The organism is Pantoea sp. IMH (assembly GCF_000599885.1).
Taxonomy (GTDB): Bacteria; Pseudomonadota; Gammaproteobacteria; order Enterobacterales; family Enterobacteriaceae; genus Erwinia.
This window is the reverse complement of record NZ_JFGT01000004.1, coordinates 353353-376049: the sequence shown is the minus strand read 5'-3', so window position 1 is coordinate 376049 and position 22697 is coordinate 353353. Positions and strand designations below refer to the sequence as shown.

Sequence of the window (22697 nt, the reverse complement as noted above, 5' to 3'; positions counted from 1 at the left end):
ATTACCACCAGATTTCCATCTGCGCACCGAAGGTGATCTCATCATCATCGCCCCGGCTGAAGGTTCTGGCGCTGGTGTCGTTCATCGCCAGACCATTGTTCACGCCAGCGTCGCTGTCATAGCCCCACTTCTCATCCCAGTTCGCATAGGTGGCGAAGACGCGGATAGCCGGACGGGACCAGATGCTGTCGCCTGCCTGCCACTGCTGCGCCAGCGTCACCTTATACTGGCCGTTGCGGTCGCCGGTACGCTGAGATTTCACGTTGTCATAACCGGCTTCCAGCAGGGTACTCATCGTCGGTGTCCATTTGTACATCGGACGGACGCCTACCGTATACCAGGTCGTGCCATTGTTGTTATCGCGATCGGTATCCTGATACATCGCCACATACATCAGGCTCCAGGTATCGTTGAAATCCATCGCACCGTGATCCAGGATGCGGATCATGCTGCCATTGTTATTGATGGACGCCCCGTTGGCGTGACCGTTCGCGGCACCGGTATTGGGTGAAGTCATTGAGTCTGCGGCGTACTGCACCACAAATTTGTTATAGCCATTGTAGATGCTCTGGGTGTGCTCTGCGGTCAGCAACCAGCCATCTTTGGTGGCATCATCCGCCAGCGAGTAGCCGTCACGGGCGTTGGCACGGCCATAATCGACACCCAGCTCCAGCACGCCGCCTGGGTTGGTTTGCAGCCCGGCGAGACGCACGTCGAACACGTCGTTGGAGGTGGCAATTTCGTCACGCTGATCGGCGATATAGCCAAATGAGCCGCCGCTTTCGGTGTTACGCGTGGCGGCGAAAGAGAGCTTACCAAAGCCCAGGTCAATGTCTTCCAGACCGGCACCGGGACCGGAGATATCCCAGTAGTAGAAGTCAATCATATGCACGTCATGACGCTGATAGAAGCGCTTACCGGCCCAGATGGTGGAGCCAGGCAGCGCTTCGATCAGGTTTTTCCCCTTCACGTTTGCTTCACGAAAAGCGGGTTCGGTATCTTCCCAGTCATTTTGCTGCGAAACGGAATAGGCGACGTTGGTGTCAAAATAGAAACTTTTGTCGCCCTCTTTCCAGACTTCCTGCCCCAGCTTTAATTCAGCATAGGTTTCACATTCGTTACCGAGGCGGTACTTGCTCTGCGCGCCGGTGGCGGTAAAACACTGTTGTTCGCCGCCGCTGCCGGACCAGCCGATACCGGAACGGGCGTAACCCGTAAAATCAACCGCCAGCGCCTGAGTGGACATTACGCCGGCAGCCACTGCGAGCGCGAGAGTGGAAAGTCGTTTAGTTATCATCATCTTCTCCTGTAGGGGACATGTGCTTTTAAACGCCTGGCTCGGGATGCAACCGGCGGCAGGCCGTCCCGTCTTCACGGAACAGATGACAGCGGTGTGGCGGCAAGCCGATAGCGAATGTGGCACCTTCTTCTACCAGCACCACGTCGTTCTGGCGGTAAACCAGGTTTTGACGAATTGCCGGAATCTGGATATGGATCTGCGTTTCGTTCCCCAGCTGCTCAACGACCTGCACCTCGCCGGAGAGCCTGATTTCAGCCTCTTCGCCCGGCAACAGATGCTCAGGACGGATACCCAGCGACAGGTTGCTGCCTGCGATGACAGCGTTGCCCTCCACGGGCAGCCAGACCCACTGGCGATCGGGCAGCTCGACCTGAACGCGTTCGGGTTCAGCGGCAATGACCTTGACCGGCAGGAAGTTCATTTTGGGGGAACCGATAAAACCGGCCACGAAGCGGTTGGCCGGATAGTGATAGAGCGCCAGCGGCTTGCCGGTCTGCACAATGCGTCCGGCGTTAAGCACCACGATTTTGTCGGCCAGGGTCATCGCCTCAACCTGATCGTGCGTAACGTAAATCATCGTGCGCTTCAGGCGCTTATGCAGGCGGGAAATCTCAATACGCATCTGAACGCGCAGGGCGGCATCAAGGTTAGAGAGCGGTTCGTCCAGCAGGAATACCTTCGGCTCGGCCACCAGCGTGCGGCCAATCGCCACGCGCTGGCGCTGTCCGCCGGAGAGCGCCTTGGGACGACGGTCCAGCAGATGGGCGAGCTGGAGCACTTCCGAAACCTGATTAACGCGATGGTCAATCTCCGCTTTCTTCGTCCGCGCCAGCTTAAGGCCGAAGGACATATTTTCTGCCACCGACAGATGCGGATAGAGCGCGTAGGACTGGAAGACCATACCGATGCCGCGATCCGCTGGCGGGACTTCATTCATCCGCCTGTCGCCAATTTTCAGCTCGCCGGAGGTAATCTCCTCCAGCCCGGCGATCATTCTAAGCAGAGTCGATTTACCACAGCCAGAAGGGCCGACAAAGACCACAAACTCGCCCTCCCCGATCGCCAGATTGATGTCGCTGGAAATCACCGTGTCGCCAAAGGCTTTACAGACGCCGCTAAGGGTAACGCTCGCCATCCTGAACTCCTGTCGGTACTGCGGAAAGATAAGTAATGGCAGGAAGAGTGCGGCTAATGCGGCAAAGCGTAATCATCCGTAACCGGGTTTTTCATGGGGGAGAGGCAGGGAGGATGGGACACAGGCGGCGCCGCCGGTAAGTTCCGTTTAAAAAGCGGTTTCGTGATCGCTGCTGCAAAAAACGATGGTGTTTTCTCTCTCCGGAGGCGTATTCGGGGTGAGTGTGTTAACGGGGTCACATTCTGACAGCTGGGGGCGTAGAGCGGGGGAGGATGAAGCCCGACCAGCTTGAACCCACACTGGCGCCGTACCCTCTCATTCCCTCCGTCACGCGAGCAATCGCCGGAAATAAAAGGACTGGATTATGGCTCTCAGCATACAAACTGTCGTTAAACGCACCCTCGCCCTTTCCGCACTGGCTTCGCTGGCGTTCTCTGCCGCCGCCGTCGCTAAAATAGAAGAAGGCAAGCTGGTTATCTGGATCAATGGCGATAAAGGCTATAACGGCTTGGCGGAAGTCGGGAAAAAGTTTGAACAGGACACCGGCATTAAGGTGACTGTTGAGCATCCGGATAAGCTTGAAGAGAAGTATCCTCAGGTTGCCGCGACCGGCGACGGACCGGACATCATCTTCTGGGCCCACGACCGTTTTGGCGGTTATGCCCAGTCTGGCCTGGTGGCGGAAGTGAGCCCGGATCAGGCGTTCAAAGATAAGCTCTTCCCCTTCACCTGGGATGCCGTGACGTTCAACGGCAAACTGATCGGTTATCCGGTAGCCGTCGAGTCACTCTCGCTGATTTACAATAAAGATCTGATCAAAGAAGCGCCTGAAACCTGGGAAGAGATCCCGGCGCTGGACAAAAAGCTGCGTGGCCAGGGCAAGAGCGCCATTATGTGGAACCTTCAGGAACCCTACTTCACCTGGCCCGTCATTGCGGCTGACGGTGGCTACGCCTTTAAATATGCGGAAGGCAAATACGATACCAAAGATACCGGCGTCAATAATGCCGGTTCGCAGGCTGGCCTGCAGTTCATCGTCGATCTGGTGAAAAATAAACATATCAGCGCCGACACGGACTACTCGATTGCCGAAGCGGCCTTTAACAAAGGCCAGACGGCGCTGACCATCGACGGCCCCTGGGCCTGGGCGAACCTCGACAAGAGCAAGATCAATTACGGCGTGGCGCTGCTGCCAACCTTCCACGGCAAGCCTTCCAAACCCTTTGTTGGCGTCCTGACAGCAGGCATCAACGCCGCCAGCCCGAACAAGGAGCTGGCGAAAGAGTTCCTGGAAAACTACCTGATTACCGATGAAGGCTTAAGCAAGGTTAACAGCGATAAGCCGCTCGGCGCCGTGGCGCTGAAGTCCTACCAGGCTCAGCTGGAAAAAGATCCGCGCATCGCCGCCACCATGGAAAACGCCAAAAATGGCGAAATCATGCCGAATATCCCGCAAATGAGCGCCTTCTGGTATGCCGAGCGCAGCGCAATCATTAACGCCGTCAATGGTCGTCAGACCGTGCCGCAGGCGTTGAAAGAAGCGGAAACCCGCATTAATAAATAACCGCCGCCACTGCTGAATAGCGGAATGGGTCATCGCTGGCCCATTTCGTGCCGAGAAGGATTGTTTTATGCCCTTAACCCAGACCGCTGACCGGAAAAACCGGCCGGTAAACAACGCGATCGCCTGGAGCTTCCTCGGCCTGTTTGCCCTGATAGCCGGTTATTTGATTGTGCTGATGTATGCGCAGGGAGAGATCCTCTTCGCCATACTGACGCTGATCCTCGCCAGCCTCGGTTTATTCATTTATGGCAACCGCCGCGCCTACTCCTGGCGCTACGTCTATCCTGGCCTGGCGGGAATTGGCCTGTTCGTCCTGTTTCCGCTGGTATGCACCATTGCCATCGCGTTTACCAATTACAGCAGCACCCACCAGCTCTCGCTGGAACGCGTCCAGAACGTGCTGATGGATCGCCAGTATCTTGAAGGTAAAACCTGGAGCTTCGCGCTCTATCCCGCAGATGAAAAATGGCAGCTGACGCTGACCTCGCCGGAGAATGGCGATCTGCTGGTCTCAAAACCCTTTGCCTTTACGCCCACCGAACCGCAAACGCTGGCGATGACGCCGCAGAGCGCACCGACCTCGGAGAAAGCGGGCCTGCGCGCAGTCACGCAAAACCGTCAGGCGCTGGGCCAGCTGACGGCGGAGCTTCCCGACGGCACGACGCTGCATATGAGTTCCCTGCGCCAGTTTTCCGCCACCAGACCGCTCTATCAGCAAAGCGAAGATGGCAGCCAGCTGACCAACAATCAGAATGGCAAAATCTACCGCCCGAATATGACTACCGGCTTTTATCAGCAGGTAGACAACCAGGGCGCATGGCAGACTGAGGTGCTCAGCCCCGGCTTTACGGTCAGCATTGGCTGGCAGAACTTCCTGCGCGTTTTCCAGGATGAGGGCATTCAGAAACCGTTCCTGGCGATTTTTGTCTGGACCCTGCTCTTTTCGCTGATCACCGTAATCCTGACCGTCGCCGTTGGCATGGTGCTGGCCTGCGTGGTGCAGTGGGATGCCCTGAAAGGGAAAGCGGCCTATCGTCTGCTGCTGATCCTGCCCTATGCGGTGCCCGCGTTTATTTCCATCCTGATTTTTAAAGGGTTATTTAACCAGAGCTTTGGCGAGATCAACCTGATGCTCTCCACGCTCTTTGGCATCAAGCCCGCCTGGTTCAGCGATCCGCTGACCGCGAAAACCATGCTGGTGATCGTCAATACCTGGCTCGGTTACCCCTATATGATGATCCTCTGTATGGGCCTGCTGAAGGCGATCCCCGACGATCTTTATGAAGCCTCCGCCATGGACGGCGCCACACCGCTGCAGAACTTCTTCCGCATTACGCTGCCGTTGCTGATAAAACCGCTGACGCCGCTGATGATCGCCAGCTTCGCCTTTAACTTTAATAACTTTGTGCTGATCCAGCTGCTGACCAACGGCGGGCCGGACAGGATTGGCACCACCACGCCGGCGGGCCATACCGATCTGCTGGTCAGCTATACCTATCGCATCGCCTTTGAAGGCGGCGGCGGACAGGACTTTGGGCTGGCGGCGGCCATTGCCACGCTGATTTTCCTGCTGGTTGGCGGACTTGCGGCCATCAACCTGAAAGCCTCACGCATGAAATTTGATTAAGGGTCCCTTATGGCGATGGTTCAACCGAAATCGCAGCGCGTCAGGCTGCTGATCACACATCTGTTACTGCTGGGCTTTATCGCCCTGATCCTGTTCCCGCTGCTGATGGTTTTCGCCATTTCGCTGCGGCCCGGCAACTTTGCCACCGGTAGCCTGATCCCCGACAGCATCTCCTGGGATCACTGGAAGCTGGCGTTAGGCATACCGGTTACGCATGCTGACGGCAGCGTCACGCCGCCGCCCTTCCCGGTGATGCTCTGGCTGTGGAATTCGATCAAGATTGCGGTCATCACCTCGATTGGCATTGTGGCGCTTTCAACCACCTGCGCCTATGCATTCGCCCGCATGAAGTTTCGCGGTAAAAGCACGCTGCTGAAAGGGATGCTGATCTTCCAGATGTTTCCCGCGGTGCTGTCGCTGGTGGCGCTGTACGCCCTGTTTGACCGGCTGGGCATCTACGTGCCTTTTCTGGGTCTGAACACCCACGGCGGCGTGATTTTCGCCTACCTGGGCGGCATTGCGCTGCACGTCTGGACGATCAAAGGCTACTTTGAAACTATCGATGGCTCGCTGGAGGAAGCCGCCTCGCTGGATGGCGCCACGCCGTGGCAGGCGTTCAGGCTGGTGCTGCTGCCGCTCTCCGTCCCGATTCTGGCAGTGGTGTTTATTCTCTCTTTTATCGCCGCGATCACCGAAGTGCCGGTCGCTTCACTTTTACTGCGGGACGTTAACAGCTATACGCTGGCGGTAGGCATGCAGCAGTATCTGAATCCCCAGAACTACCTGTGGGGTGATTTTGCGGCAGCGGCCATCCTCTCCGCCATTCCTATCACGGCAGTGTTTCTGATTGCGCAGCGCTGGCTGGTAGGGGGACTGACTTCAGGAGGCGTGAAGGGATGAGTTAAGCCGCAGAAAATCGCGTTTATTATTTGAGAAGTACTTTTAAGAACGTCTTTGCAGTTTGCGCCTGTGTCTCTGGTGGCCGTAAGGCCACCTTTTTTATGCAACTTTTTCTGCATCCGGCTTATTACTCAGCCCGCCTGCGTCAAAAATTCCACTACGCCCACTACTCAGCCCACATTATCTGCATAGCCACTGCCTGCCTCATTCGCGCCCACTTTACTCATCTTCCTGCCCGTTCCCCCTTTTCGTCAGGGTACGAATACTGGCAATCCTTCGTGATTGTCGCGCTCAGTTACCGCAGAAAAGGGAATAAGCCCCGGTTAACATGCAGCATAGTAATGAAATCAGAGTAAATAACGGCAGGCTTAAAGCGACACGCTGTAGATGAGATCAGAAATGCGTCATTCGGCATAAAACGTTTCAGAGGAAGAGGGCTAATCTGTACACAAGATGAAGAGGCAGCCAGTGAGGAACCCGACATTAACCTGATCGCAGCGCATTCAGGGTATCCAGAAAAGAGTCAGGCGGGATATGTTCTCCCGCCTGACGACGTACAATGTAACAGCAACGATAGCCACGCCAGTCACCTCATCAGTGACTGCTGAAGTTTAGGGTCAGTTCACCGAGACTTTCCGGCGGCGCTTATCCAGATCTTTAATCAGTTTATTGACCTCCGGGTCAGCAAACATCGCTTCAAGCGTGTGAGAAAGCTTGCGCCGCCAGTTAGGATATTCATCGCTGGTGCCGGGCACGTTGACCGGGGCTTGCATATCCAGCCAGTCTTCAGGCTGCAGCCCCAGCAGCGCGCAGGCGCTGTCGGCCACATAGCGCTGCATACCGCGTCGCAGTACGGGCGTCAGCGGCATAAACGCTGCCTGGCGCCCGGTGCTTTTCGGCACGCAGCCGTAATGGTGCAGGCTGTTGAGTAAACCCTGGCGTGCCCTGGCCCGCTCCGCGTAGAGCCCCTGCAACAGGGTTTCATCGCGATACAGGCCCAGTTTTTTTCCCAGCGTCAGGTCGTCGCTCTGCCAGTAGCCACGCAGCGTAGGCAGATCGTGCGTGGTTAGCGTCGCCATCGCCTGTACGGGGTAGGACTGTGGCGCGCGAAAGGTGCACTCCGCATCGCGTTCAAAGTAGAGCACTTTATAGGAGTAAACGCCGCTTTCGCGCAGTTTGCTGATGATTTCCACCGGTACGGTACCGAGATCTTCACCAATCACCATACAGCGATGACGCTGGCTTTCCAGCGCGAGTATGGCTAACAGATCGTCGATAGGGTACTGAACGTAAGCGCCTTTATCCGCCGTTCCGCCTGCCGGGATCCACCAGAGACGCAGCAGCGCCATCACATGGTCGATGCGCAACGCGCCGCAGTGGGTCATATTTGAACGCAGCATATCGATAAACGGCTGATAGGCGCGGCTGACCATCGCCCAGGGATCCATCGGCCGCAAATCCCAGTTCTGCCCCTGAGGGCCGAGAATATCCGGCGGCGCACCGACCGAGGCCTTCAGGCAGTAAAGTTCGCCATCGCCCCAGGTCTCTGCGCCGCCTTCCACCACGCCGACCGCGAGATCGCGGTAGAGCCCGATGGACATTCCCGCCTGCTGGCTCGTCTGGTAGCAGGCGGCAAACTGCGTTTCCGCCAGCCACTGTAGCCAGAGGTAAAATTCCACCTCCCCGGCATGCTGTTCACAAAAAGCCCGGACCTCTGGCCCGCGCGCGTGACGGTAGGCTTCCGGCCAGGCGTTCCAGCCCTGCGCCACGCCAGTAGTGGCCGCCAGATGCGCATAGAGCGCATCGTATGCAGCCTGCAGATAGAGGCTCTCGCCGCCCTCGCTGATGAAGCGGGCGAAGGCCTGCCGCTGCGTATCCTGCGCGTTACGGGCGTTGAAGTAACGATTTGCCAGCCGCAGCCCCTGCAGTTTCAGCGTCATCACGCGGCTGTAATCGACCCAGTCCGACTGACGCGCCGCGTTCAGCGCGCTCTGCGTATCGGGGTCCTGCCACCAGCGTTGCGCCGCCTCGCTGAGGCGAAAGTCTTCCACCGCGCCCACATCAATATAAATAACATTCAGCCAGCGGCGGGAGGAAGGGCTGTAAGGGCTGGCCGCTTCCGGATTGCCGGGATAAAGCGCGTGAATAGGATTAAGACCGACGTAAGCGCCGCCGCGGGACGCCACGTTGGTTAACAGCTGCTGCAAGTCACCAAAATCCCCAATGCCCCAGTTATGTTCTGACCGTAGCGTATAGAGCTGGACGCAGGCGCCCCACAGTTTTTTACCGGCCAGCAGGGCATCCGGCTCGTAGCAGCGCTGCGGCGCGACGATAACGCGGCACTCCCAGCTGCGATCGGCCTGGGTTAGCGTTAAGCGGTGATAGCCAGGCAGAATGCGGCCTGAAAGTACCAGCGTCATTCTGCCGTTCACCCGCCCCTGCTGCACCGCCCCGCCTTCCTGCTGGAAATGCCAGTGATATTCGCCCTCACCACTGACCGGCAGCGCATAGCGGCTGCCTTTAGTGAAGACCTTCACTGCCGGGACCGGACTGGCCAGCGGCTGGCGGCCAGCGGTCCAGCCCATCGCGTTCAGCAGCTCCCGCTTGGTTTCGCTGGCGATCGCCTGCTGTTTGCCGTGGGCATTGATAAAGCCGGAAGCAATCCCCGCCTCAAGGGCGGCCTGCTCCAGTGCCTGATTTTCCATAAGATCCCCTTAGCGCTTCGCCTGCCAGATCCGCTGCTGGTAGTCACGAATCGACCGGTCAGAGCTGAACATTCCCACTCTTGCCGTGTTCAGAATGGTGCTGCGCGTCCACTGCTGCGTATCACGGTAAAGCGCCTCGATCTTCTCCTGCGCCGCCAGATAGCTGGCGAAATCGGCCAGCACCAGCCAGTGATCTCCACCGGAAAGCAGACTGTCGAGCATGGGCCGGAACGCCGCTTTATCGCCATTGCTGAAGAAGCCGTTTTCCAGTTCTTTCAGTAATTTATCAAGGAGCTTATCTTTTTTACGCAGCTTCAGCGGATCGTAGCCTTTTTTCAGCAGCGCCTTCACGCCTTCAACCGTAAGGCCAAAGATAACGATATTTTCTTCACCAACCTGCTCAGCAATTTCCACATTCGCGCCGTCAAGCGTCCCGATGGTCATTGCGCCGTTCAGCGCCAGCTTCATATTGCCGGTGCCTGACGCCTCTTTCCCGGCGGTGGAGATCTGCTCAGAGACGTCCGCCGCAGGAATAATCAGCTCAGCAACGGAAACCTTATAATCCGGCAGGAACACCACTTTGAGACGATCGCCCACCAGCGGATCGTTGTTTATCTTCTCTGCCACTTTATTGATGGCGTAGATAATATTTTTGGCCAGGTAGTAACCCGGTGCGGCTTTTGCGCCAAACAGGAAAACGCGAGGCACACAATCTTTCTGCGGATTATCCCGAAGCTGACGGTAAAGCGAGAGGATATGCAGCAGGTTCAGGTGCTGGCGCTTATATTCATGCAGCCGTTTAATCTGCACATCAAAAATCGCGTCAGGGTTCAGCGTGATACCCATCGTTTGCTTAACGTAATGCGCCAGCTTGACCTTATTTTCCCGCTTAATGTGCTGGAACTGCTGCTGAAACGCCGCGTCGTCCACAAAATCTTCCAATCCCCTGAGCGCGTCCAGATCGGTGACCCAGCCGGTCGTGCCAAGCTTGTCGTCAATCAGCGCCGACAGGGCGGGATTACACTGCTTCAGCCAGCGGCGAGGCGTGATGCCGTTGGTGACGTTATGGAATTTCTCCGGCCAGAGCTGGTGATACTCCGTAAACAGATCTTTGACCACCAGATCGGAATGCAGCGCCGCCACGCCGTTAACGGCGAAGCCGCTGACCACGCACAGGTTAGCCATTCTGACCTGCTTATCATGATGAATGGCGAGCTTTTGCCATACGGCGCTGTCACCGGGCCAGCGTGCCTCAACCACTTTTTTAAAGCGGGCGTTCATGGCCTTGATCAGCGAGAAGTGGCGGGGCAGCAGGCTGCGAACCAGTTTTTCATCCCAGCACTCCAGCGCTTCCGGCATCAGCGTATGGTTGGTGTAGGCAAACGTCCCGCTGACGATTTTCCAGGCCGCATCCCATTCCAGCTGATGCTCATCCAGCAGGATCCGCAGCAGCTCCGGAATGGCGATGGTCGGATGCGTATCGTTAAGCTGGATCACTTCATACTGCGGCAGGGTTTCGATGCTGCGGCCCAGGAAATGGTGACGGCGCAGGATATCGCGCACCGAGCAGGCGCACTGGAAATATTGCTGCATCAGGCGCAGACGCTTGCCCGCCAGATGATTATCGTTCGGATAGAGCACTTTCGTCAGCTTCGCGGCATCAATGCCGTTCTGCTCGGCTTTCAGGAACTCGCCGTCGTTGAACAGGCCTAAGTCGAAAGGCTCAATGGCGGTGGCCTGCCACAGCCGCAGCGGCTGGGTGATGCCGTTCTGATAGCCGACCACGGGCAGATCCCAGGCCTCTCCGCGCAGCGTGAAGGCGGGCTGCCACTGCTCGCGGCCCGCCGCATCCTTGATCAGCTTGCCGCCGAAGCTGACATCCACCGCCAGGGCCGTATTGTGATTCGCCCAGGGATAGCTTTCGCGGTGCCAGATGTCGGGCGCCTCCTGCTGTTTCCCCTCCTCAAAAGACTGACGGAACAGGCCGTACTGATAGTTCAGGCCGTAGCCGGTTGCCGGCTGGCCGACCGTCGCCATCGAATCAAGAAAACAGGCCGCCAGCCTGCCCAGCCCACCGTTACCCAGCGCCGGATCGACTTCCTGCTCAAGCACATCAGCCAGATCCACGCCCTGCTCTTTTAACGCTTCGCAGACCGTGTCATACCAGCCGAGGTTGCTCAGATTATTGGCGGTCAGCCGCCCGATCAGAAATTCCATCGACAGGTAATTCACGTGACGCAGCGATGTTTTCTCCGCCATCGCCTGCGGCTGGGCGTTCAGCTGTTCAGAAAGCGCCGCGCTGGTCGCCTGCCACCACTGATGTGGCGTCATATCCTGCGCCTGTTGCAAACCGAAGCCCTGCCACTGGCGCTTTAGCGCGGCCAGAAACTGCGCTTTATCCAACGTAACCTGCTGCATCACATACCCTCACTGTCCGAAATATTGGGGGGAAATTTTTTGACTATGCTGCATCGGGGTCAGACGGGCGGCATCCTCCCGCCAGGGTTTAGTCAGGGAGGAGTCGCGGGGCGTAGCCGGAGGAAAAAGGCGGTGGGGGAACGTACCGGAAAGTCCTATTTTTAGAATTGTGACGAAGTACGACTAAACGAAACGCCAAAATGAAACTAGCTTGCAATCAACGCATTGAAGGCAGACTTTAAGAAACAGGATTAATTACGCCCTCTAAAATAAATAAAAATCCCTCTGGGCTCCGCCATAAGAACCAAAATTATGCTGATACCTTCGAAGCTGAGCCGCCCGGTGCGGTTACAAAATACGGTGGTGCGCGAGCGTTTGCTGACCAGGCTTTCTGCCGTGCCTCAATATCGTCTGACGCTGGTGACCAGCCCGGCGGGTTACGGTAAAACGACCCTGATGGCGCACTGGGCCTCGGGTAAAAATCACCTCGGCTGGTATTCGCTGGACGAAAGCGATAATCAGCCGGAACGTTTTGCCACCTATCTGATTGCCGCTATCCAGTTAGCGACCGGCGATCACTGCAAAAAAAGCGAGGCGCTGAGCCTTAATCACCAGTATGCCAGCCTCTCCGCGCTGTTCGCCCAGCTGTTTGTCGAGCTGTCTGAGTGGAACGCGCCGCTGCTGCTGGTGATCGATGATTATCACTTGATCCATAACGACGCGATCCATGAAGGAATGCGGTTTTTCCTGCGCCATCAGCCGGAAAACGTCTCGCTGCTGGTGCTTTCCCGCACCCTGCCGCCGCTGGGCATCGCCAATCTGCGCGTACGCGACCAGCTGCTGGAACTGAATGCTGACCAGCTCGCTTTTACCCATCATGAAACGCAGCAGTTTTTTGACTGCCGGCTGGCCGATCCGATCGATCAGGCTGACAGCAGCCGCCTGTGCGATGACGTGGCGGGATGGGCCACTGCGCTGCAGCTGATTGCGCTCTCTGCCCGGCAGTCCACCACGCCCGCGCAGCAGTCCACCCAGCAGTCGGCGCGCAAGCTTTCCGGGCTGAACGCCAGCCATCTTTCGCAGTATCTGGTGGAAGAAGTGCTGGACCGGGTGGATAAACCGACCCGCGACTTCCTGCTCCGCTGCTCCCTGCTGCGTTCAATGAATGATGCGCTGATTGTGCGCCTGACCGGCGGCGATAATGGTCAGGAGCGGCTGGAAGCGCTGGAGTGCCAGGGACTGTTTATCCACCGAATGGACGATACCGGGGAGTGGTTTAACTTCCATCCGCTGTTTGCCTCCTTCCTGCGGCAGCGCTGCCAGTGGGAGCTGGCGGGCGAACTGCCGGAAATCCACCGCGCGGCGGCGGAAGGCTGGCTGGCGCAGGGCTTTCCGGCCGAGGCGATCCACCATGCGCTCGGCGCAGAAGATATCACCCTGCTGCGGGACATTTTGCTCCAGCACGCCTGGTCCCTGTTCAATCAGAGCGAGCTGGCGCTGCTGGAATCCTGCCTGAGCGCCCTGCCTTACGATTGCCTGATCCAGAATCCGAAGCTGGTGCTGCTGCAGGCCTGGCTGGCGCAGAGCCAGCACCGCTATGCGGAAGTGGAAGCCCTGATCGCCCGCGCCAGCGATGAAATGCAGCGGTGCAATATTATTATGGATCGGGAGCTTACCGCAGAGTTCGACGCGCTGCGTGCCCAGGTCGCCATTAACGATGGCCGACAGGATGAAGCGGAGCGGCTGGCCAGCGAAGCGTTACGTTACCTTCCCTATGACAGTTATTACAGCCGCATCGTGGCGACCTCCGTCACCGGCGAAATTCTGCACTGCCGGGGAGATTTCGCCCGCGCCCTGCCGATGATGCAGCAAACGGAGCAGATCGCCCGTCGCTATCAGGTTTACCATTACGCGCTCTGGGCACTGCTACAGCAGAGCGAAATCCTGATTGCCCAGGGTTTTTTGCAGGCGGCCTACGAGATGCAGGATCGCGCCTTTGAGCTGGTGCGCGAGCAGCATCTGCAACAGCTGCCTATGCATGAATTTCTGCTGCGTCTGCGCTCGCAGCTGCTCTGGTCATGGTCCCGCTTCGACGAGGCTGAACAGGCGGCACGACAGGGGCTTGAAGTGCTGACCAACTTCCATCCTCAGCAGCAGCTACAGTGTCTGGCGATGCTGGCGAAATGCTCGCTGGCCCGGGGACAGCTCGACAACGCCCACCACTACCTCCAGCGCTGTGAAGCGCTGCTGAAAACCGGTCAGTATCACGTTGACTGGCTGACCAATACCGACAAGACCCGGGTGATTTACTGGCAGATCACCGGCGATAAGGCCGCCGCACGCCTCTGGCTTCAGCAGGCCGCCCGATCGGGCGAAGCGAGCAACCACTTTCAGCAGGGACAGTGGCGCAATATCGCCCGGATGCAGATCCTGCTGGATAAATTTGAGGAAGCGGAAGCGATTCTGGACGAGCTGAACGCTAACGCCCGGCAGTTTCGCCTCGCCAGCGATCTCAACCGCAACCTGCTGCTGCTCAATCTGCTTTACTGGCAGACCGGACGGAAAAGCGAGGCGCAGGTCGCGCTGATTGAGGCGCTGGAGCTGGCAAACCGCACCGGTTTTATCAGCCACTTCGTGATTGAGGGCGAGATTATGGCCCAGCAGTTGCGACAGTTAATGCAGCTTAACCTGCTGCCGGAGCTGGAGCGCCGTCGCGCTCAGCATGTGCTGCGTGAAATCAATCAGCATCATCGCCACAAATTTGCCCACTTTGATGAAGGGTTCGTCAGCAAGCTGCTTAACCATCCGCAGGTGCCTGAGCTGATCCGGACCAGCCCACTCACCCAGCGCGAATGGCAGGTGCTGGGGCTTATCTATTCCGGCTACAGTAATGACCAGATCGCCGGGGAGCTGGATGTGGCCGCCACCACCATCAAAACACATATCCGCAACCTGTATCAGAAAATGGGTATCGCGCATCGCCAGGATGCCGTCCAGCAGGCGCATCACCTACTCCAGGTGATGGGGTATGGCACCTGATGCATCGCCCGTTCAGCCGCCTCCAGGCTGAACGGACAGCGTCCACAGCGAGTTCAGTACTCAACTCACCAGATGCCTGGTATCCAGCCTGCGCAGCACCGTTGCCAGCAGCAGGCTGCCGCCCAGCGTCACCATAAAAATCAGCGGAATATCCAGCAGCGGCCGGTTCGTATAGTCCAGATCGTGGGTGCGCATATAGTGGATAAACAGCGCGTGAAAGCCGTAAATGGGCAGCGAATTGCGGGAAATTAACGCTAAAAACGGCAACGTGCGCTGATTGAGGCAGTTCTTAAACAGCAGCAGCAGGCTGACCGCCGCGATAAAGACTACCGGTCCGCAGTAGAGATACCAGGTGTCGGCAAAGGCGCCGTTGATGGCCATCTGTTTTTTGGTGCCCACCGCAATGCCTGCCACGCTGGCGATAAACGCCAGGCCTGCCAGCCAGCTGAGCCAGCGTCTGTCGGTGTTCATCATGCCGATTGCCCGGCCAAACAGGGCATAGAGCACGTAATAGAAGCTGTCTCCGCTGATGTAGAGGTTCAGCGGTAGCCACTGAAACGATCCGACAGATTGCTCAACGGTATTGGGGTTGGCGAGCACGGCCAGCACTACTGTCACTGCCGCGAGATAGCCCGCCGTCACCGGCTTGACCTGAATCAGCGGCGAGAGCAGATAGATAGTGATAATGGCGAAGAAAAACCATAAGTGGTAGAAGACGGGCTTCTGAAACAGGTTTCTGACCGAAAGCCCCTCGCTAATCGGCGTCAGCCAGGTGATGTAGGCCAGCGCGACCAGGCTGTAGAAAAGAAGGCAGAGCGCAATACGTAAAAAGTGACGGCCCTGAGCGCTGCGCTCGCCAAAAAACAGATAGCCCGAAATCATAAAAAAGATCGGCACGCAGACGCGCGAGGCGGAGTTAAGCAGGTTTGACAGATCCCAGGTCGTTTCGCTGACCGATCCGGCATTGGTCACATACCAGGTCGTCGTATGGATCATAATCACCATCAGGCAGGCGACAGCGCGTAAATTGTCTATCCAGTTAACCTTTTCCTTCATCTCATCCTCAATCCCCAGGCATCAGTGCGTACCAGAGCGTAGCCAGGTGGCTGATAATCAACAACCTGAGCGGACGAAAATCAGATCGGGCTGACTATCGCCCGGTCAAAGGGTATACTGGCGCCCACTTTTTATAACTACTGTCTCGCGTGCGAATCCAACATGCAAAAGTTTGATACCAAGACCTTTCAGGGACTGATCCTGACCTTACAGGATTACTGGGCACGCCAGGGCTGCACCATTGTTCAGCCACTGGACATGGAAGTGGGTGCGGGAACCTCTCACCCGATGACCTGCCTGCGGGCGCTCGGCCCGGAGCCGATTGCCGCCGCTTACGTGCAGCCTTCCCGCCGTCCGACCGACGGCCGCTATGGCGAAAACCCTAACCGTTTACAGCACTACTATCAGTTTCAGGTGATCATTAAGCCGTCGCCGGACAATATTCAGGAGCTTTATCTCGGCTCGCTGAACGAGCTGGGTCTGGATCCGACCATCCACGATATCCGCTTCGTCGAAGATAACTGGGAAAACCCGACGCTCGGCGCCTGGGGCCTGGGCTGGGAAGTCTGGCTGAACGGCATGGAAGTGACGCAGTTTACCTATTTCCAGCAGGTTGGCGGCCTTGAATGTAAGCCTGTGACCGGTGAGATCACCTACGGTCTGGAACGCCTCGCGATGTATATCCAGGGCGTGGACAGCGTTTACGATCTGGTCTGGAGCGACGGTCCGCTGGGGAAAACCACCTACGGTGACGTGTTCCATCAAAATGAAGTTGAGCAGTCGACTTATAACTTCGAGCACGCGGACGTCGATTTCCTGTTCACCTGCTTTGAACAGTATGAGAAAGAGGCGCAAAGCCTGCTGGCGCTGGAGAAACCGCTGCCGCTGCCTGCCTACGAACGTATTCTGAAAGCGGGCCACACCTTTAACCTGCTGGATGCCCGCAAGGCGATTTCCGTGACCGAACGTCAGCGCTATATCCTGCGCATCCGTACCCTGACCAAAGCCGTGGCTGAGGCCTACTATGCGTCTCGCGAGGCGCTGGGCTTCCCGATGTGCAAAACGAAATAAGAGGCAGCCATGACTGAAAAAACTTTTCTGGTGGAGATCGGCACCGAAGAGCTGCCGCCAAAGGCGCTGCGCAGCCTGGCCGAAGCTTTTGCCGCCCATTTTACCGCTGAACTGGACGCCGCTGGCCTGAGCCATGGCGAGGTATGCTGGTACGCCACGCCGCGTCGTCTGGCGCTGAAGGTGGCCAGCCTGAGCGCTGCCCAGCCAGATCGCGAAGTGGAAAAACGCGGCCCGGCGATTGCCGCTGCCTTTGACGCCAACGGCGTTGCCACCAAAGCCGCTGAAGGCTGGGCACGCGGCTGCGGCATTACTGTCGATCAGGCCGAGCGTCTGAGCACCGATAAAGGCGAATGGCTGCTGTACCGTGCGCACGTTAAGGGCGAAAGCGCCCAGTCGCTGCTGCCCGCGATGATCGCCACCTCGCTGGCGAAGCTGCCGATCCCGAAACTGATGCGCTGGGGCAACTCCGACGTCCAGTTCGTCCGTCCGGTGCATACCGTGACGCTGCTGCTGGGCGAAGAGAGTATTCCCGCCACCATTCTGGGTATCGACTCAGCCCGTACCCTGCGCGGCCACCGTTTTATGGGCGAGCCGGCATTCACTATCGACAATGCCGACCAGTATCCGCAGATCCTGCTGGAGCGTGGCAAGGTTCAGGCTGACTACGAAGCCCGTAAAGCCCAGATTAAAGCAGATGCCGAAGCGGCAGCACGCGAGATCGGTGGCGTCGCGGATCTGAGCGACAGCCTGCTGGAAGAAGTGACCTCGCTGGTAGAGTGGCCGGTCGTGCTGACGGCGAAGTTCGAAGAGAAGTTCCTCGCGGTGCCGGCCGAAGCGCTGGTTTACACCATGAAGGGCGACCAGAAGTACTTCCCGGTTTACGACAGTGCCGGCAAGCTGCTGCCAAACTTTATCTTCGTGACCAACATCGACTCGAAAGATCCCCAGCAGATTATTTCCGGTAACGAGAAAGTGGTGCGTCCACGCCTGGCCGATGCGGAATTTTTCTTCAACGCCGATCGTAAAAAGCGTCTGGAAGATAATCTGCCGCGTCTGGAAACCGTGCTGTTCCAGAAAGAGCTGGGCACGCTGCGCGATAAAACCGACCGCATTCAGGCGCTGGCGGGCTGGATTGCCAGCCAGACTGGTGCTGACGTCAATCACGCGACCCGCGCTGGCCTGCTCTCCAAATGCGACCTGATGACCAATATGGTGTTCGAGTTTACCGACACCCAGGGCGTTATGGGGATGCATTACGCACGTCACGACGGTGAAGCGGAAGACGTTGCCGTGGCGCTGAACGAACAGTATCAGCCGCGCTTCGCCGGTGACGATCTGCCCTCCAACCCGGTTGCCTGCGCACTGGCTATCGCGGACAAGATGGATACGCTTGCCGGTATCTTCGGTATCGGTCAGCATCCGAAAGGGGATAAAGACCCGTTCGCCCTGCGCCGCGCCGCGCTGGGCGTGCTGCGCATTATCGTGGAGAAGAACCTGCCGCTCGATCTGCAAACGCTGACCGAAGAAGCCGTTCGCCTTTACGGTACCAAGCTGAGCAACGCCAACGTCGTCGATGAGGTGATTGACTTTATGCTGGGCCGCTTCCGCACCTGGTATCAGGAGGAAGGTCATAGCGTCGATACTATTCAGGCAGTGCTGGCCCGTCGTCCAACCCGTCCGGCGGATTTCAATGCCCGCATGAGAGCGGTATCCCACTTCCGCACGCTGGACGATGCCGCCACGCTGGCCGCCGCCAACAAGCGCGTCTCCAACATTCTGGCGAAATCAACGGAGCCGCTTAATGAGCGCGTTCAGGCTTCGCTGCTGAAAGAGAATGAAGAGATCAAGCTGGCAACCTACGTTTCCGCCCTGAGCAGCAAGCTGCAGCCTTACTTTGCTGAAGGTCGCTATCAGGATGCGCTGGTCGAGCTGGCCCAGCTCCGCCCTGCCGTTGACGCCTTCTTTGAGAAGGTGATGGTCAATGCGGAAGATCGCGAGGTCCGCATCAACCGTCTGACGCTGCTGGCGAAGCTGCGCGAACTGTTCCTGCAGGTTGCTGATATCTCGCTGCTGCAGTAACTAACGTTTCGCTGCCTAAACAAACCCGCCTTTTGGCGGGTTTTTTTGGCTCTCCGTTCTGCCTTACCCCTTAACCCGAACGATAAATCCTTGCTGATGGGTTTCAGCGCACCTGATACGTGAAACCTCCGCCTGGTGCCTTTGTGCGGTGGACATCACCCCTGTTATTCCCTCAGCGGAACCATTCTCTTCATCGACAGCCCGCTTTACCCGAAATGCAGGCAGGCTGAACACTTCAAGCTTAAAGAAGGAGTAGTTATTTATATTCAGCAGAAAGGGGGTTTATCGGAAAGCGAAAAATACCGGTTGGGCAGGCGGGACGCGGCTGAAAGACAAAACCCGCCAACAGGCGGGTTTGCCGGCTACCCCAGCAGCTCACGGCTGAGGCAGGGATTCGACTGAATGAGCTGCATCAGTTTCTGGGCGCTGCGCGAAGGTTTGGTGCGCTTGGCTTCCCAACTTTTCACCGACGAAACGCTCACGCCCATTGCGAGGGCGAACTCATTAATTTCCATGCCAGTAATTTCACGGATACGCTTTGGTTCTGGCGTAGAAACTTCCCCCTTTAATGGGGGCGCCGCTTTAATAACTTCGCGCGTTAATACAATGTGTTCGAGACTGGACAGCAATTCAGTCATAGGATCTTTAGTTTCCATAAAGCACTCCTCATAAAAATCACAAAATGTGAACGACCAGAGGGAAGAACCTGAGACTCAGGCTCATAAAGCTGGCGGGCATTAGCCGCTGAGAAGCTCTTATCAGGAAAGCGAGAGGCAGCTCAAAGAAACGCCAGGAACATAATTATTAGATCAAAAACGCCAGTTTGCGTGATGTTTTTTTGACTATTTTTCGATCTTGCACACTGCCCTGGATTGCCCGGAGACAGCGGTATACGCTGCGATAAGGCATCCTGCCTGACCTGGTAACGGTTACAGTTTAAGAAAGCATTGCTTATCATTAAAAACACTTTAGGAATATTCTGGAGCCTGCTGGCGAAGGTCCGCACCGTTTTACCGGTTATCTGTCACAACGGGGAGATTTCTTCCCTCACCGATCCGCCTTTTCATATCCTCCTGAGGCGAGGTAGACTATTCTTTAGACGCGGCAAAAGCCTCGCTTATTCGAGCCAGATATAAGCCTTTTTTATTTACAGGAGTTACTCCCATGACCTCAGGAATTTCACGCGCCTGGACGCGTCTGCTGGTGCCTATGGCAACACTTATGCTGGTTTTCCAGCTGACCGGCTGTGGCGACAATGAAGCCGACCAGCGCAAAGCCTTTAATGACTTCCTGCAAAATACCGTTATGCGCAGCGGCGAACATTTGCCAAGCCTGAGCGAAGACCAGAAGCAAAAATTTGGTAAATACGTGACCGATTACGCCATTATTTACGGCTTTTCTCAGCAGGTTAATCGCGCGGTCGATACCGGTATGAAGCCCGTCGTTGATGAGCTTTCGGCTATCCGCACGCCGCAGGATTATCTGATCCGTCGTGACTCATTGCGTCAGGCAAGTGGCTCGCTTAACGTGATGACACAGCAGATCCAGTCAGCCAGAAGCCAGGCAGACAGCAGCAAAGCGGCCCTGAAGCAGCCTGACGACCTGAAGCCGACCTATGACAAGGTTTATGACAAGGTAGTAACGCAACCCTCTGATACGCTGATTACGCTGCTGCCTTCGCTGCAGGCGCTCAGTGAGAGTGCGGTGCAGGCCGGTGATTTCCTCCAGCAGCAGGGTGAGCAGGTTACCTTTAACGGTCCGGCTATCCAGTTCCCGACTCAGCAGCAGGCCACCCAGTACAACACGCTGATGAATAACCTCTCCGCGAATGCTCAGGCGCTGACCCAGGCGCAAAGCGCTCTGCAGCAGGATCTCCGTTAACCTGCCTTTCAGAGGCGTAACGGGATATAAAACATTTTGAAAAGCAGCCGGCTGAGGCTGCTTTTTTATATCCGGCTTGCGGATAAAGAGGGATAAATACAGTTATTTATGGTTTAAGCGCCCGCTGAAGATGATGCTCAATAAACCCAGCAATGCATATACCTGATAAGTACGCTGATCCCCGCCTTTAGTAAAATATCGTCGTTCAGAGATGCCGTTTTCATCTCGCGTTTTATACCCGATATGATGAATTTTCCCTATGACCTTGCCGGGCGTAGCCTTTAATAGCGCCCTTTCAGCTTAAAATAATGAAGGCCATCGCCGGGCGTAAGGCACAATTATTACTTTCCGCACAGATATCTGACCTTATTCAGCACGCCAAGTGATTTGCTATCTGGTAAAACTTTTCTACACCATCGGGACAGTTATACCAGGATTAAGGCTCTGCTTTTGACCATTTTCAACCGAAGATACCCTGGTGCCAAACAGTAAGATTAATTTAAGCCAGCCCATAATTCATCCATTCTTTGTGTGGGCATTTTAATTTCATGGAGCGAAGTAAAATCATGGCAATTCCAGCGTATCTCTGGCTGAAAGACGATGATCGTACGGCCTCCATTGGGTGTATTGTTGCCTTATCCGACGTAAGTAAGAAAAGGGCTGACAGGGAGTTAATCGTAAAGTTAAATCAACACCTCTTATTTTTTTATTATTTATCAGCGCCTGCTCTTCAGGCATCAGTGATAATGAAGAGCAGGTGCTATATTGGAAAGTAACATCGGCGATAAATCATCAAGACAGTAGTAATCTTTCAGAATCTGACTATGACCCTATCTCTGAGTATATTTCTGATGGGCGGACGCGCTGGATAACGTTATACCAAGAATTAAATAAGGAGCCATTTCTCGGGATGAATTCTTTTCAGGAGGGGTTAACGATATCAATGGCCTATACTTTGCCTGACCATCCATCAGAGGTGTTGAAATTTGTTGATGAAAATAACGTTAATTCAATATGTGGCATGCCATTTATTGAACCAACCGGGGATGAAATCAATAAGTACTATTTAAAAGCCAGAACCGCAATTATGGCTGTGAATCCAGGTATCCCCTGGAAAAAAAGATGTTTATCCATTATGGATAACATAATGAAAAAGGGCCTGTATCCGCTTACGAACAGAACCAGCGCTAATTCACCTGGCTGTATAAACCATACATCCGGGGGAAACTTATCAGGTGTGTTTCCAGGAGCTTTTCAGGGGATTGTTACCGCTTTTATCCCCTGCTCACCGGAAATACCGCAGCGCATTCTGGCGGTACTAATAACGGATATTATGATAATGCCGCTTTTTAATATGTTGCTCGCTCGTTCCATGAATCGCTATAGATGACATTACCTTCACAATGCTTCCATGTGATTTTCTCATAGCGCAAAAGAAGAGTTTCAAGGTGTGTCCCTGTGCTTGCACCAGGATACAAACCTGGTGTGATTGAAGTTACTTTTACGCCTTCCAAAATAATGTTAAAATATTCTTGCTCTAAACCTGAATCATTTGCTTGATACATTTTTATCGTTGCTGACTTTAGTGTCTTTCCAGAGCTCAATGCCCGAAATAAAAGAGGAGTCACACGGTCAAACTCCTTTTGAATCATAATCGGCATATGTATGCGTGTACCGGTTAATCTCCCTGTATTCCCATCCACAGGAATATTAACGTTATGAGTTAATGACTTTAGTTCAATTGCACCTTCACGCCCGAACACAAGGGAAGGTCCGACCATAGGTGAGCCATTTTCGTCTGTTAACCATAAATAAGCTGGGCTTGACATAAAACCTCCTTGTAAATCATTTGTCGTATTTATCGAATCTTGCGGTGAGCTTCGGTAATATTATTACCAGCGCGATAATTAAAATAATTGTTA

15 protein-coding genes are annotated in these 22697 nt (G+C 55.8%); 8 read left to right on the top strand and 7 right to left on the bottom strand.

Features of this window, described 5'->3' with window-relative positions; translation table 11 throughout:
• Position 1: 1 nt before the first annotated feature.
• Both EA20_RS0108190 and malK read right to left on the bottom strand, forming a co-directional pair.
• A complete protein-coding gene (locus tag EA20_RS0108190) occupies positions 2–1300 on the bottom strand; it encodes a maltoporin (RefSeq protein WP_200868314.1) in 1299 nt (432 codons plus the stop codon).
• Positions 1301–1325: 25 nt separating this feature from the next.
• The gene (malK, locus tag EA20_RS0108185; RefSeq protein ID WP_024966360.1) at positions 1326–2435 is read right to left on the bottom strand and encodes a maltose/maltodextrin ABC transporter ATP-binding protein MalK; all 1110 of its coding nucleotides are present in this window, start codon (positions 2433–2435) and stop codon (positions 1326–1328) included.
• A 364-nt stretch (positions 2436–2799) separates the two neighbouring features.
• Between malK and malE the strand changes: the two genes are divergently transcribed.
• From malE to malG, 3 genes are all read left to right on the top strand, one after another.
• Positions 2800–3999 carry a maltose/maltodextrin ABC transporter substrate-binding protein MalE gene (malE, locus tag EA20_RS0108180; protein ID WP_024966359.1) on the top strand — a complete coding sequence of 400 codons (1200 nt, stop codon included), beginning with the start codon at positions 2800–2802 and terminating at the stop codon, positions 3997–3999.
• 67 nt (positions 4000–4066) lie between these two features.
• On the top strand, positions 4067–5626 hold the full coding sequence (gene malF, locus EA20_RS0108175) for a maltose ABC transporter permease MalF (protein ID WP_024966358.1): 1560 nt from the start codon (positions 4067–4069) through the stop codon (positions 5624–5626).
• Positions 5627–5635: 9 nt separating this feature from the next.
• Complete coding sequence (gene malG / locus EA20_RS0108170) at positions 5636–6526, top strand: maltose ABC transporter permease MalG (RefSeq protein ID WP_024966357.1); 891 nt, start codon at positions 5636–5638, stop codon at positions 6524–6526.
• 617 nt (positions 6527–7143) lie between these two features.
• Here malG and malQ read toward each other — a convergent pair.
• The gene (gene malQ, locus EA20_RS0108165) at positions 7144–9231 is read right to left on the bottom strand and encodes a 4-alpha-glucanotransferase (RefSeq protein ID WP_024966356.1); all 2088 of its coding nucleotides are present in this window, start codon (positions 9229–9231) and stop codon (positions 7144–7146) included.
• A 9-nt stretch (positions 9232–9240) separates the two neighbouring features.
• The gene (malP, locus tag EA20_RS0108160; protein ID WP_024966355.1) at positions 9241–11649 is read right to left on the bottom strand and encodes a maltodextrin phosphorylase; all 2409 of its coding nucleotides are present in this window, start codon (positions 11647–11649) and stop codon (positions 9241–9243) included.
• 312 nt (positions 11650–11961) lie between these two features.
• Here malP and malT point away from each other — a divergent pair, with 312 nt between their 5' ends.
• Positions 11962–14688, top strand: a complete 2727-nt coding sequence (malT, locus tag EA20_RS0108155; RefSeq protein WP_024966354.1) for an HTH-type transcriptional regulator MalT — start codon at positions 11962–11964, stop codon at positions 14686–14688.
• Between the two features lie 60 nt (positions 14689–14748).
• Here the strand turns inward: malT and EA20_RS0108150 are convergent, their stop codons facing one another.
• Positions 14749–15744 carry an acyltransferase gene (locus tag EA20_RS0108150; protein ID WP_024966353.1) on the bottom strand — a complete coding sequence of 332 codons (996 nt, stop codon included), beginning with the start codon at positions 15742–15744 and terminating at the stop codon, positions 14749–14751.
• A 162-nt stretch (positions 15745–15906) separates the two neighbouring features.
• Here EA20_RS0108150 and glyQ point away from each other — a divergent pair, with 162 nt between their 5' ends.
• Together glyQ and glyS are read left to right on the top strand one after the other, a co-directional pair.
• Positions 15907–16815, top strand: coding sequence for a glycine--tRNA ligase subunit alpha (gene glyQ, locus EA20_RS0108145; RefSeq protein ID WP_024966352.1), 909 nt, complete (start codon positions 15907–15909; stop codon positions 16813–16815).
• 9 nt (positions 16816–16824) lie between these two features.
• Entirely contained in the window at positions 16825–18894 is a 2070-nt protein-coding gene (glyS, locus tag EA20_RS0108140; protein WP_024966351.1) for a glycine--tRNA ligase subunit beta, read from the top strand.
• 362 nt (positions 18895–19256) lie between these two features.
• Here glyS and EA20_RS0108135 read toward each other — a convergent pair whose 3' ends face one another.
• A complete protein-coding gene (locus EA20_RS0108135) occupies positions 19257–19550 on the bottom strand; it encodes an HTH-type transcriptional regulator (RefSeq protein WP_024966350.1) in 294 nt (97 codons plus the stop codon).
• 508 nt (positions 19551–20058) lie between these two features.
• Here EA20_RS0108135 and EA20_RS0108130 point away from each other — a divergent pair.
• Together EA20_RS0108130 and EA20_RS20965 are read left to right on the top strand one after the other, a co-directional pair.
• Positions 20059–20775, top strand: a complete 717-nt coding sequence (locus tag EA20_RS0108130; RefSeq protein WP_024966349.1) for a DUF3053 domain-containing protein — start codon at positions 20059–20061, stop codon at positions 20773–20775.
• A 910-nt stretch (positions 20776–21685) separates the two neighbouring features.
• Complete coding sequence (locus tag EA20_RS20965; protein ID WP_200868313.1) at positions 21686–22165, top strand: hypothetical protein; 480 nt, start codon at positions 21686–21688, stop codon at positions 22163–22165.
• Here EA20_RS20965 and EA20_RS20175 read toward each other — a convergent pair.
• Positions 22125–22604 carry a type VI secretion system tube protein TssD gene (locus EA20_RS20175; RefSeq protein WP_071995392.1) on the bottom strand — a complete coding sequence of 160 codons (480 nt, stop codon included), beginning with the start codon at positions 22602–22604 and terminating at the stop codon, positions 22125–22127. The genes EA20_RS20965 and EA20_RS20175 overlap by 41 nt on opposite strands.
• Positions 22605–22697: the final 93 nt, after the last annotated feature.